Annotated in this window: 9 protein-coding genes and 1 pseudogene; 7 read left to right on the top strand and 3 right to left on the bottom strand. The window is 40.7% G+C overall.

Features of this window, described 5'->3' with window-relative positions:
- Positions 1–4: 4 nt before the first annotated feature.
- From istB to EDD74_RS11525, 3 genes are all read right to left on the bottom strand, one after another.
- Positions 5–769, bottom strand: a complete 765-nt coding sequence (gene istB, locus EDD74_RS11515; RefSeq protein ID WP_116440960.1) for an IS21-like element helper ATPase IstB — start codon at positions 767–769, stop codon at positions 5–7.
- Between the two features lie 11 nt (positions 770–780).
- On the bottom strand, positions 781–1,983 hold the full coding sequence (gene istA, locus EDD74_RS11520; protein ID WP_116440961.1) for an IS21 family transposase: 1,203 nt from the start codon (positions 1,981–1,983) through the stop codon (positions 781–783).
- 122 nt (positions 1,984–2,105) lie between these two features.
- Positions 2,106–2,516, bottom strand: a complete 411-nt coding sequence (locus EDD74_RS11525) for a helix-turn-helix domain-containing protein (protein WP_009263234.1) — start codon at positions 2,514–2,516, stop codon at positions 2,106–2,108.
- Between the two features lie 305 nt (positions 2,517–2,821).
- On the opposite strand from EDD74_RS11525, the gene EDD74_RS11530 reads away from it, so the two are divergent.
- The 7 genes and pseudogenes from EDD74_RS11530 to EDD74_RS11565 all read left to right on the top strand — a co-directional run.
- Positions 2,822–4,093 (top strand): Y-family DNA polymerase, encoded by a 1,272-nt coding sequence (locus EDD74_RS11530; protein ID WP_116441383.1) that lies wholly within the window; start codon positions 2,822–2,824, stop codon positions 4,091–4,093.
- An 11-nt stretch (positions 4,094–4,104) separates the two neighbouring features.
- On the top strand, positions 4,105–4,521 hold the full coding sequence (locus EDD74_RS11535; RefSeq protein ID WP_054704938.1) for a hypothetical protein: 417 nt from the start codon (positions 4,105–4,107) through the stop codon (positions 4,519–4,521).
- 907 nt (positions 4,522–5,428) lie between these two features.
- Complete coding sequence (locus EDD74_RS11545) at positions 5,429–6,049, top strand: sigma-70 family RNA polymerase sigma factor (protein ID WP_116440962.1); 621 nt, start codon at positions 5,429–5,431, stop codon at positions 6,047–6,049.
- Between the two features lie 470 nt (positions 6,050–6,519).
- On the top strand, positions 6,520–11,748 hold the full coding sequence (locus tag EDD74_RS11550; RefSeq protein ID WP_116440963.1) for a SpaA isopeptide-forming pilin-related protein: 5,229 nt from the start codon (positions 6,520–6,522) through the stop codon (positions 11,746–11,748).
- Between the two features lie 66 nt (positions 11,749–11,814).
- Complete coding sequence (locus tag EDD74_RS11555; protein WP_116440964.1) at positions 11,815–12,012, top strand: hypothetical protein; 198 nt, start codon at positions 11,815–11,817, stop codon at positions 12,010–12,012.
- Positions 12,002–12,565, top strand: coding sequence for a PcfB family protein (locus EDD74_RS11560; RefSeq protein WP_116440965.1), 564 nt, complete (start codon positions 12,002–12,004; stop codon positions 12,563–12,565). The genes EDD74_RS11555 and EDD74_RS11560 overlap by 11 nt, the downstream gene beginning before the upstream one ends.
- Positions 12,566–12,576: 11 nt before the next feature.
- Positions 12,577–13,959, top strand: a pseudogene (locus EDD74_RS11565) (VirD4-like conjugal transfer protein, CD1115 family); the annotation flags it as partial.
- Positions 13,960–14,048 lie beyond the last annotated feature (89 nt).

A 14,048-nucleotide genomic window follows, 5' to 3' on the forward strand; every position in this document is an offset into this window, starting at 1 on the left:
CCAACTATTCTTCCTCGGATTGTGTTTCCAAAAAGGCTCGCTTTTCCCTAAGACGATATGACGGTCCTTTTATAGATATTATCTGAGAATGGTGTAACAACCTGTCTAATACTGCATTTGCCAAAGTTGGAGATCCAAAGATTTCTCCCCATCGTGAAAATGGAGTATTCGTTGTAATGATGGTGCAGTTTCTTTCGTAACGTTTTGCTATTAGCTGAAAGAAAAGATTTGCAGAATCTGAATCAATAGGCATATAGCCTATCTCATCGATAATAAGCACTTTATATTTGGCAAAGTGTTTTAATCTTGATTCCAGACGGTTTTCAAGTAATGCCTTCTTTAATTGAGTAATCAGTGACTCAAAAGGAATAAAATATGTAGAGACCCTTGACCTTGCACAAGTGATTCCAATTGAAGTTGCTAGATGAGTCTTACCAACTCCGCTGGAACCGACAAAAAGGATATTTTCCTTTTTGTCTGTAAATCCCAGATTATTTAATTCGAGTAGCTGTTTCTTATTTATACTAGGCTGAAACGAGAAGTCGAATTCATCCATTGTTTTTATAAATGGAAAAGCTGCAGTCTTAACGCATGCATTTTCAGCACGTAATTGATTATTCTGTTGCTCTGCTTCAATTAGTTCTTCCAACGCTTGGCTGAAAGATTTTTCGCCTTTGTTTACTAAATCAATATAGAAATCTAGATGCTCCTGCATTTTATGCATTCCCAAATCTGAAAGTCCATTGATAAGTTTTGTATATGTAGCCATTACATTCCTTCCTACAGGAATTGATCCATTAACTGCAGATTAGCTTGCGCTATTTCTGCAACAGTATCCTTATCTTTTACATAGTGTGAGAGAAGGTTTGTGTAATGCTCTTTTTGATAATTCAATTTTTTGTTAGATAATTCGTGTCTGGCAATAAGTTCCGTACTAAAATATATTTCCAGAGTATTCAATTTCACTCGCAAATTTACGGGTTTTCCGATATACTCTAATGGAACGGAATACTTGTTGTTCATATACGATATCATAGAATCTTTTCGAACTGTGGTTTGGCGATCGTGGCTCAGATAAGACTCTATTACTTTGGAATTCGGAAGTGACTGCAGGTATTCCTTTTCTTTTTGAAACAAAAGAAGTGGTGGAACACCGGTTTCTTGACATACATAGGTATTTACTTTTTTATTCACCTTTTGAAGAATTGCAATCAGTTCTTCTTCTGTATCAAACTCTCCCTCATATGCTAGAACCCAAGAAATAAACTTATTTATTACTTCAACTTTCCCTTTGGTAAAAGCATGTCTGGGTTTACAGAGCTTAATCTTGAAATTAAAGTCTTTGGCGAAAGCACGCATCTTATCATTAATGTGACGCTGCTTTCCTTTTAAATCTACAACGGACGCCATGTTATCGAATAAGATTTCTTTGGGCACTCCACCTGTTGCTTGAAATGAAGCTATCAGACAGTCAAAAACATCCTGTCTTGTTTTATAAAGTTTGTAAGTAAAGTGGCAGTATCTAGAATGCCCCAGTTTATAATCAAACACCTGAAAGGTGAAGATTTCGCCATAACGATTGGCAATTGATACATCTTCTTTCCAGTCTACTTGAGCCTGGATTCCAGGAGCAGTTTCAAATCTTGGATGACCTTTTTCGGTCTTGGATATATTGATTCCTTTCCTTTTGATGTATTTATTGAAGTTGGAATAGCCTCCAATGTTAGGATCTACTTCCGTAAGTATGAATTCATAAACAGCTTTTACGGTAATACCTTTTATGGAAAGCTTATTACGTATAAGAGTTTCGTGTTCATCCAGTTTACTTGTTTTATTGTGAGTAGCCGGTTTGCCAGAGTATCCGTCATAATACTTTTTGACAGTCCTACGATCTACATCATATATTCGAGCAAGCTCAGAAAAATTCGGCTTGGATTCGTTCATTTTTAAGATGTTAAGTTGAGTGATTAATGCTGCATCCATGTGAAAATACCTCCATGGATACGTTAACATAATCAACTGGATTGTACATTTTTATATTCCATTAAATGTACAATTTTATAGTATCATTTACAATCCTATAGGCTGTCCAATAATCACCCCATCTATTTGGCATCTAAATATTTCTTTGGTGTAAATTTCTTTGCACGTCTCTTGGAATCCAGATATAAAGACTGGATCTCATCCATAAAGGCTGTTTTGTCTTCATCAGAAAGTTCCCCGCCGGCGAACATTGCAGCGGCCTGTTCTAAGATCTGCTGAGCCTGTTTTGCTCCACGGTTTCCAAATTGTTCAGATGCTTCTGTGATAAAAGCCTCTTCTTCTGTCATGAGATAGGAGATATCGCAGCTTAAAATGTCTGCAAGTTTCTGATAAAGGTCATGTTTCTTTGGATAACGGCCTTCAATTTCCCATCCCCGAACAGTCCGAAGGGAGACACCGACAGCATCGGCTAATTGGGTTTGGTTGAGTCCTTTGTTCTTTCTTAAATTTTTCACTTTTTCACCGAATGTCATAAAAATACCTACTTTCTAATTGGCGTTTCAGGATCTTTATGTATGATGCTGAAACGGGATAGGAAATAAATTTCCCATAATCAACAAGTTGCCTCTTGACAAGAGGCGAATGATTGCCTATAATGTGAATCACAACAGAAAGGCAACTACTTGCCTATAATATAAATGATATTTCCTTTCTTGTCAATGGATTTACTGAAAATTGCCTGTTTTGGCACGATTTCTAACGTGTGAAAAAGAGTTGGGATGAAATCTGATTGCTTATGGGAAAGAGAAAGATAGGCAACTTATGGGAGGTGATTGATTTGAAACAGAAGGAAACATTTCTCTGTATTGATCTGAAATCTTTTTATGCTTCTGTTGAGTGTGTGGAAAGAGGACTGGATCCGTTTACTACCAATCTGGTTGTTGCAGATCCGGACCGATCGGTATCCACCATTTGCCTTGCTATCACGCCGGCTATGAAAAAGCTGGGGATCCGTAACCGTTGCAGGATCCATGAGATACCGGATCATATCGAATATATTGTGGCAAAACCGAGGATGCAGCTCTATATGGAGTATTCGGCAAGGATATACGGGATTTATTTAAACTATGTGGCAAAAGAAGATATCCATGTTTACAGTGTGGATGAGTGCTTTATGGATGTCACAAGATACCTTTCCCTGTATCACCTTACAGAGAAAGAAATGGCACAAAAACTGATGGATGCGGTCATGGAAGAAACCGGAATTACAGCAACAGCAGGAATTGGAACTAACCTGTATCTTGCAAAGATCGCAATGGATATTGTGGCAAAACATATAGAGGATCATATCGGAATGCTGGATGAGATCTCTTACCGGGAACAGTTATGGGGACATAAACCATTGAGTGATTTCTGGCGCATTGGTTCCAGAACAGAGAGAAAATTAGCCGGATATGGAATCCAAACGATGGGAGATATCGCACTTGCCTCTATCCAGTCGGAAGACTGGCTGTATAAAATGTTTGGGATCGATGCAGAACTATTGATCGATCATGCCTGGGGCTGTGAGTCCTGTAAAATGAGTGATATCAAAAATTATCATACAGAAGAGCATAGTCTTTCTAATGGACAGGTATTGATGAGAAATTACACATTTGAAGAAGCTGCTGTTGTTGTAAGAGAAATGACAGATGTACTGGTTCTGGATCTGGTGGAAAAGGGACTGGTAACGAATTCTGTAACCTTGTGGATCACTTACGATCATCGTTTTGAAAGGGAGCCATCGAAAGGAACCGTAAGGTTTCCGGATCGTACCAATCGTTCCAAGGAAATGATCGATACAGTAGAAGCGCTTTATCGAAAGATCGCAGATCCACATACCGGGATCAGACGGATAGAGATCATTGCAAATAAGATAACACCGGAAGGCTATCAGCAATATACTCTTTTCCAGGATTCCATAAAAGCAGAAAAGGAAAGACATCTGCAGGAAGCAGTATTACAGGTGAAAAAGCGTTATGGAAAAAATGCGATCATGCGGGGATCCAATCTGTTGGAATGTTCTACCTATCGGGAAAGAAATAATCAGGTTGGGGGACATCGTGCGTAGGAGGTGAAAGTATGCTGGCAAAGGCTTATCAGAAATATTTATATATTCCGAGACCGGTTTCCAAAAGATATCCTATGGATGTGCAGCACAGAGCGAAGCAATTTGCCCCTTTTGCAGCACTTCGTGGATTTGAAGAGATCGTACGGAAACAGGAAATACTTTATGAACAAAGGAAGATGTTATCCGAAGAACAAAAATGTGGATTGGATAGGAAGCTACAGATGGTTTCTGTTGGAATGAAGATACAGGCAACCTATTTTAAAGAAAGCCGGGAAATGAAACCGGCAGGCCAGTATCATACGATTTGCGGAACCGTTGAATTTTTTGATCCATCCATTCATTTACGGATTGATGATACGATTATTTTGATCCCGGATCTTTGTGAGTTATCCGGAGATATATTTGAAGAATTGGAATTACCTTGTTAAATACAATCGGCAGAAATTCTTAGTATCCTGGGTGAGTGGGAATCCGGAGAGAATAAGGATGGATGCGCCAGATCAACAAAGCAGGTCTGGGATTTGATGATCATGCTGTTCGTGCAGCTTTGGCACTTACGGAATGGACAACATGATGCTCATAAGGCGGATTTGATTTCCCTTTGATCCGTTGAGTAATAAAATGGAATTTTTTATTATTGCTTAAAGGAGGAAGCCTATGGGATCAGATGCTATCAGATGGCATGTACATTGCTCTGTATGCGGAGCATTTATTGAAAAAAGCGCACATTGCGATTCAGAAGTAGAGTGCAAGAAATGTAGAAGTACTTTGGAGATTTTAGTAAAAGATGATATTGTTTCAGTACGGCCTTTGCACATCAAAGACGAAAAACTGAAAGAAAGAATGCGGGTATATTCTCAAAAAGTGATGAATTCCCGAAAGGAAACTAAATAAAATGAGCTATTAGGATAAGCGGCGGATTTGGCTAGAACCATCAAGGCTGCACCTGATAGCAAGAGTTTGTCAAGGAGCTGAACCTGACTGGAATCATGAAGAGCCCGGCAAAACATTTGCAGATACAATGCAGGATGATATTTCATTCTGTGTCTGTGGAAGCATTTGTTTTGCCGGCTTTTTTGTTTTCTCAAAAATTTAAAAAAAGTTGAGTTTTTAACCTGTAAAACAGGGCTTTTTCCTTTCTATATATAGAGTGCAAAGTTTCAGTTGTAAAAATCAGAGATACTACGGAATTTTGTATGATATAGCGAAGGAGGTAATTACATAGGAGCTGCGGACTCCCGTTCAAAAAAAACGGGTGAGTTCGTGGCTAATTGTGATGAGTTTTTTATAGAGTTCATGGATCACCCGTAGCCGTAAGGCAGAAAGGTGGTCCATATGTTGACATTAAAAGAATTAAAGAAAGTAGTAAAAGTGGCAGGTATGACAAAGAGAGTCCCTTCTGAAAAGGCGTTAGAAAAAGAAGAGATTGTAGTAAAGGAAATTCTGAGTGGGGAATGTGATATTACCGTTTACGCAAATGGGTATGTGTTATACAGGGAAAACGGAAAGAAAACCATCTTTCCACTCCATTCCTGTAAAGATTATCAATACATGGATGTGAAGGAAGATCGAAGCATTATGAACGAAGAATTTTTTGACAACGAAAATTGGTACATTCGTTTGTTAATGGAAGCAACGGATCGTATGGAAATAAATCAGACTAAGGTGGCATCAAACCATAGACTCGTTTCGTATAGCGATTATGCGGATGACAGGATCTTACTGCTAGATCCAGCTTCAGATTTTCTCGACCAGTATATTGAAAAAGAGATGGTCCGCGATTTCTTAGGTTGTCTGACTGCCAGACAGAAAGAAATCATCCAGTTATTTTACTTTGAAGAAATGAATCAAGAGAAGATTGCGGACTATCTTGGGATCAGACAGCAGAGTGTTTGTGAAATGATAAAAAGAGCGCTTTCTGTCATGAAAAAACATGCAGATGCAGAAGAAAATTAAAAAAAATCAAAAAAATTTAAAAAGCACCCTGTAAAGCAGGCCATTTTCCTTTCGTTATATGAAGACGTTTGTAAGAAACACTTCATGTACCTTGAAAAGAGAATAGCCTGCCCGGAGTGATACCTGCCTTGAATGTGCATTGTGCGTGTCCTGACAGAGAAAACGTTTTGGAGATATGGACTCTAAAACAGGAACGGATCCGGGGAAGAGAACAGGAAAACGCTTAAATCTTAAATAAAAAATAATTGTCTGAATCAAAATGAGGATGACAGTAGAAATCATATGGCGGTGTTTGTTTGAAAAGGCAGATACCGCCATATATTTGTGCTGTTATCTCGGCAAAAGTGCTGACTGTCCCAAATAGCACAAAACCAGAAAAGGAGGGGATTATTTTCAGGAAAGAATGATGGAAAGCGATGAACAAGTATAACGGATAAATAAGATTCAGAAGAAAGGAAGGATTTAAGAACATGAAAGTGAAACAAAAAGCAAAGCGGGTTGTATCCGGATTGCTGACAGCGGTCACTCTTTTATCTACGGTGTTATCACCAATCAGCAGTTATGCTGCGGAGCTTCCCAAAGAAAGAAAACTGCCTCTTTTGGAAGAGGTACAAAGCCAGTTAGATGAAGATGAGATTGTTCTGGCAAAGGATCATCAGGTGGAAGTGGGAACAAATTTTGATGTAAAAACAGATTTTACAGGGTTAGAGATCAAGGATGCGGCAAAAGTAAAGATTACTTTTGAGGAAGCAAAGAATGAGCAGGGAGAGGATTTTACAACATCCCACGCAGATACCTATAAAACTGTTTATCATGTAGAAACGGTCAATCAGGAACATCCGAATTATCAGATCAGCAGAAATGTGGTCGTGAAGGAAATAGAAAAAGAGAGTGAAAGTCCTTCAGCAGATGCAGAGCAATCCGAAACAAAAGAGACGGAAGAAGATGCGGAGGATTCAGAGAAGCTGTCAGAAATCCCAACAGAGACACCGGATGTATCAGAAGGAAATGCTGCTTTTGATGCTTTGGTAGAACAGATGACAGAGCAGGATACCTTTGATGAAGGATCGGGATTAGCATTACATGATGTAATGGAACAGGCTGCAAATCAGGGAGTGGATTTTGAGGCTATGGAAACCGGAGAAGTTGCGACTTTTTCAGTGACAGCGGCAAGAGATGCAGGTGTAGGATCTCAGCAGGTAACTATTGAAAAAGGTCCAATATACCGATATGCAGACTATGGGCTTGGAACATATCTTACAGAGCCGTATTATATTTCTTATGGAAGTGTAAGAGCAACTGCTTATTGTATCCAGCCGGCAAAGCCAGGTCCGGGTTCCGGTACCTATACCATCACAAAGCTGGCTGATAATCAGGCTCTTGCAAAGGTCTGCTATTACGGTACCGATGCGGCAGGTGCAGAAAGTTATTTTGCGAACAAGCACAGCGATTTTTCGGCTGGAAAGAGATTTATCCTTGTCCATATGGCGGCTGCTTATGCTTATGGCAGTAGTGATGCGTTCTATGGAACTAATGCAACAGGACAGAAACTGGCAATGGATATTTACAATTATTGTGTAAAGAAGCCTGAGATACCGGATGTGTCCATGTCATTTTCCGATGCCAATGTAAAGGCTTATGTAGAAGGAAATGCACAGCGTACAAAGGAAATTACATTCCAGGCTGCAGGACAGCAGAGTGTGACGATCAGCCTTCCATCCGGAGTGCGTTTTCACAACGTGAGTACAGGAAGTACAAGTACACCGGGAGCAAAGGTAACGGTCAAGGGAGGTACGAAGTTTTATCTTTCTGCGCCTCTGACACAGGCAGAAGATACCGCAGAAGTATTCGCTTCTACTATGGCAGGCAGCCTGAAAAAAGATTATTCTGCGTATAAGTTGACAACGAATTCCAGTACCCAGGATCTTGCCTTTATTTTTGGAGAAGGTGTGGAAACAACAAATAAAGTAAGCCTGAATGTTACATGGACAAAGCAGGCGGAAATTGCGATTGTAAAAAATGATAAAGACACCGGAAATCATCTGGCAGGAGCCATCTATGGTGTTTACCGTGATAAGGAGTGCTCAGATCTGATCACGCAGATGCCTGAGACAGATAAAAAGGGCGCTTCTAAAGTAACCATAGAAAAAACACAGGATGTTGTGTATGTAAAAGAGATCCAGCCACCGGCAAATTATCAGGCAGATCCAACTGTTTATCCGGTAGATGTCAATATCGGTAAAACAAGTACAAAGAATGTTCTGAATGAACGTACTTATGCAAAGATCCATCTGATCAAAGAAGATGCAGAAACAGGGGCAAATCCACAAGGAGATGCGACTTTAGAAGGTGCGGTATATGGCCTATATGCGAGAGAAAACATTGTACATCCAGATGGAACAACAGGAATTGTCCATAAAGCCGGAGATCTTGTATCTACCTTAAAAGTAGATCAGAAGGGAGATGCGGTGGTAAAAGACCTGTATCTTGGAAAATATTTTGTAAAAGAGATCCAGGCGCCGGAAGGATATCTGTTAGACGAGACAGAGCATGATGTGGAATGTTCTTATGAAGGTGGCACAGTTCCAACGATAGAACGTATTGTGAAATCAACAGAACTTGTTATGAAACAGCCGTTCCAGATCATAAAAGCTGCGAACAATGGACAAACAGATGCAGATCTGTTAAAAGGGGCAGGTTTCAGCGCTTACTTAAAGAGCAGCCTGGAGAAAAAAGAAGATGGAAGTTATGATTTTTCCCATGCAGAGCCAGTCATCCTTACAGCAGATGGTAAAACGGAAATGTTCACAGATGAGAAAGGGTATGCGTGCAGTATTCCGCTTCCATATGGAACGTATATTGTACGAGAAACAACCACGCCTCATAACTATAAACCAGTAGAGGATTTTGAGATTACCATCCGTGAAAACAATCCGGATAAACCTCAGGTTTGGAAGGTACTGTTGGACAAAGAATTTTCCGCAAAGTTAAAGATTATCAAAAAAGATGATGAAACAAAGAAACCGGTGTTAGTAGCCGGCACAGAATTTAAAATTTATGATCTGGATCATAAGAAATATGTGGAACAGGTAACAACCTATCCTACGGTCACAGTCCATAAATCTTTCTTTACGGACAGCCAGGGATACCTGATCTTACCGAAAAACTTAGAGATCGGTCACTATCGTATTGAAGAAGTTACAGCACCGGATGGATATGTTGTGAACAAAAACTATGTAGAGATCACCGTGGATTCGGATACTGCCTATGAAGTAGATGGAGTAAGTGGAGATGTGATCATTGAAGTTTCCTATGAAGATCAGCCGGTAAAGGGAAATCTTATTGTGTATAAGAAAGGTGAGATGCTTTCTGGTTTTGAGAACGACTTTATCTATAAAGAACAGTACCTTTCCGGGGCGGAATTTGAAGTGCGTGCGGCAGAGGATATCTGCACTCCGGATCATCAGAAAGATGCAGATGGAAACCGTATCGTGCTTTATGCAAAGGATACGCTTGTGACAACGATCACGACGGGAGAGAGTGGAAAAGCTGTAGCAAAGGATCTGCCGCTTGGAAGATACTATGTAGTGGAAACAAAGGCACCGGAAGGATTTGTATTAAATCCAGAGCCGGTAAAGGTTGCATTAACTTATCAGGATCAGGATACACCGATCGTTGAAGCAGAAGCAATCGTAGGAGATGACAGACAGAAAGTCGCTATTTCCGTAGAAAAACAGGATGCAGAAAATGGACGGGTATTATCCGGGGCTGTGTTTGGAATCTATAACAAGAAAGATATCCGGGCAAATGGAAAAGTTCTTGTGAAAGCAGATACCTTATTACAGGAAATGACATCCGATGAGAACGGTATGGCAACATGCACCCTGGATCTTCCATTTGGAGAATACTATGTAAAAGAAGTAAAAGCGCCGGAAGGTTTTGTTTCCTCGGATGAGGTTCTGGAATTTATTGCAGAGTATCAGGGACAGGAGACAAAGATTGTTTCCTTACAGGCCGTAAAGAAGAATGAACCGACTACAGCAGAGTTCACAAAGTCTGATCTGACTACAGGCGTAGAGCTGGAGGGTGCAAGCCTGAAAGTGATTGATAAAGATGGAACAGTAATTGATGAATGGACTTCCGTAAAAGGGAAGCCACATGTGATCAAACGTCTTGCAGTAGGGGAAACTTATATTCTTCATGAAGAATTTGCTCCATACGGTTATCTGAAAGCAACGGATGTGACATTTACGGTCAAAGATACTGCTGAAGTACAGAAAGTGGAAATGAAGGATGAGGTTCCAAAAGGGCTTCTGATCATCAATAAAAAGGGAGAATTTTTAGAGAAGATCACTCTTCTGGATAATGTGAAAGGAACGGTAGAACATTTCTTTGAATATATCACAGGAAACTTAAGTGAAGTCACCTTTGAAGTCTATGCTGCAGAAGATATCAAGGCTGCGGATGGTGTAAGTGCAGACCATTATAAGAAAGATGAGCTGGTAGGCACGATCACAACCGATGAAAAGGGGATCGCAAAAATGGAAGACCTTCCAGTAGGAAAATATTATGTGAAGGAAGTGAAAACGGCACATGGTTTTGTACTGGATGGAGAGCCTAGATTTGTGGATCTGACCTATCGAGATCAGGATACACCGGTGGTTACTTTTGATGAAGAATGGCAGAACAATCGCCAGAAGATAAAAGTAACAGTCCTTAAAAAAGAAAAGGATACAGAACGTATGCTGGAAGGTGCGATCTTCGGGTTATTTACAAAAGAAGATATCAAAGGCAGAGATGGAAAAGTCCTGATGGAAGCCGGAACGCTGATCGAGCAGAAAACAACGGATGAAAATGGACAGATCCTTTTCAAAGCAGATCTTCCAGTGGATGGGACTTATATCGTAAAAGAAATTTATGCGCCGGATGGTTTTGTGATATCGAATGAAGAAAAGAAATTCACTTTTGAGTATGGAAAACCGGAAGAAGCCGAGGTTTTCTATGAGTTTGTTTTTGAAAATGAGCCGACAACGGTAGAACTTACGAAAACAGACCTTACCACAGGAAAAGAACTTCCGGGAGCTCATCTGAAGGTGACAGATGAAGACGGAAATGTAGTCGATGAGTGGGTATCTACAGAGAAAGCCCATGTGATCAAGGAGCTGACAGTTGGAAAATCCTATACGATGACAGAAACAAAACCGGCAGATGGATATGTAACTGCTGAAAGCATTACCTTTACAGTAGAAAATACTGCAGAAATCCAGAAACAGGAGATGAAAGATGATGTGACAAAGGTGTTGATCTCGAAACAGGATATCGCAGGAAAAGAACTTCCAGGTGCAAAACTTACGATCTTAGATGAAGATGGAAAAGTGGTAGAAAGCTGGACATCTACAGAAGAAGCACATTATATAGAGATGCTTCCGATCGGAAAGTACACGCTCAGGGAAGAAACGGCACCGGAAGGTTATCTGGTTGCAAAGGATGTGGAATTTGAAGTAAAAGATACCGACAAAGTGCAGAAGGTTGTTATGGTTGATGAGGAAAAACCAAAAGAAAGCACTCCGGAAGGGGGAAAACCTTCTAAAGATGCACCGAAGACTGGGGATAACACCAACTTGCTGTTATGGTTGATCGTGCTTGGAATGAGCTTAAGTGGGGTGGTAGTCCTTGGAAGAAAAATAAAGAAGAAATAACGTAAGGGAAAGCGTTCATGGAAACCTGAGGGAATCCGTGAACGCTTTTTTAGGAGGAACATGAGGATGGACAGGACAAGAGATAAGAATCTGATCGTAGAACCAAATGCAGCAATGCCGGGGAGAAGATACAGTGAAGAAAAACCCTGGTCTTGTAAATATTGCTATTGGTGGGGAGGGAGAAAAAAGGGCTGCATTGAGAAGCAGTGCTATTATTTGCTTCCCCCAAAGGATCAAGAAAGGGAGTGGTTAATTGCAGGATGAAGTGAATGAAAAAATCATAGCTCTGTGTGTCCAGACAACCCGGATGAGTACCGGCGTGCTAAAGGCATCTATGAGAAAATTTCTGGATGGAATGAGCAGACAGAAACAGAAGCGGGTACAGGTGAAACAGGCTGTCAAAACGGGAAAAGCACAGGAAAAGGGCAGAGAAAAAGAAAGAAAAAGACAGGAGATGAAAAAGCCTCATGGAAAGCAGACCATAAAACAACTGATTGCACAGGGAGCACAGCTAACGAATATCCAGATCACGGATCAAAATATCAAGTCTTTTGACCGGGTAGCCCGGAAATATGGGATTGATTATAGTCTGAAAAAGGATTCCCATGTGGAACCGCCATTGTATCTGGTGTTTTTTAAATCGAAAGATGTAGATGTGATGACGGCTGCATTTAAAGAATATGCAGGCGTAGAGCTGAATCAGTCTAAAAAGAAAAAATCTTCTGTCCGAAAGAAACTACAGAAGACACAGGAGAGGAAAGCAAAACATCGTCAGAGAGTCAAGACGAAGCAGAAAGTCAGAGGGCAGGAACGATGATCCGGGAAAAGATGCAGAATATCCAGATGAAGAGAGTGGTGATATTAAGTATTCCGTATCTGATCATCTTCTATCTTGCAGATAAAAGCTTTTGGCTATACCGCCATTGCATTGGTGACAGTATGATTGAAAAAATCGGTGTGATGCTGATGAATTTCCAACTGGCATTTACCAACTGGCTCCCAAGTTTCCATATGCAGGATCTGTTAGGAGGATTGGTGACCGCACTTATCTTTCGGTTGATCTTGTATTATAAAGCGAAGAATGCGAAGAAGTTCCGGTATGGAGAAGAGTATGGATCGGCCAGATGGGGAAACCGGAAGGATATCGAGCCATTTGAAGATCCGATATTTGAAAATAACATCATTCTGACCGAAACAGAACGGCTTACGATGAACAGCAGGCCAAAGGCTCCCCAATATGCCAGAAACAAGAATGTGATCGTGATCGGGGGCTCAGGATCCGGTAAAACCAGATTTTACGTCAAACCCAATCTGATGCAGATGACAGATCGCGTATCCTATGTGGTGACAGATCCAAAGGGAACGATCATCGTAGAATGTGGAAAGATGCTGGTAAATGGCGGCTATCGGATCAAGGTGCTGAATACGATCAATTTTAAAAAGTCCATGCACTATAATCCATTCCATTATATCCGCAGTGAAAAAGATATCTTAAAACTGGTAAATACCATCATAGCAAATACGAAGGGGGAAGGAGAAAAATCTACGGAAGATTTCTGGATCAAAGCGGAACGTCTTCTGTATTCTGCTCTGATCGGTTATATCTGGTATGAAGCGCCGGAAGAGGAACAGAACTTTTCTACTCTTTTGGAATTCATCAATGCCAGTGAAACGAGAGAAGATGATGAAGAATTTAAGAATGCGGTAGATGAACTGTTTGAAGAATTGGAAGCGGAGAATCCGGAACACTTTGCAGTCAGACAATATCGAAAATATAAGCTGGCTGCCGGAAAAACAGCGAAGTCAATCCTTATTTCCTGTGGCGCCAGACTTGCACCATTCGATATCCAGGAGCTTCGGGAAATCATGTCCTATGATGAGATGGAGCTGGATATGATCGGAGATCAGAAGACAGCAATGTTTGTTATTATCAGTGATACCGATGATACTTTCAACTTTGTGGTGGCGATCATGTACACACAGCTTTTTAATCTGCTCTGTGATAAAGCAGATGATGAGCATGGTGGAAGACTTCCATACCATGTGCGATTACTGCTGGATGAGTTCAGTAATATTGGCCAGATCCCCAAATTTGATAAGCTGATCGCAACGATCCGAAGCCGTGAGATCTCCGCCTCTATTATCTTACAGTCGCAAAGCCAGTTAAAAACCATTTATAAGGATGCTGCGGAAACCATCACAGGGAATTGTGTGCGCCCGGAAGTCGCCAGCGCAATATAAATTGGCGACGTGGTACTTACAGGATACCGCCTTTAGCAAGCGGTAGGTAAAAGTATCAG

This window comes from Faecalimonas umbilicata (assembly GCF_004346095.1).
Taxonomy (GTDB): domain Bacteria; phylum Bacillota; class Clostridia; order Lachnospirales; family Lachnospiraceae; genus Faecalimonas; species Faecalimonas umbilicata.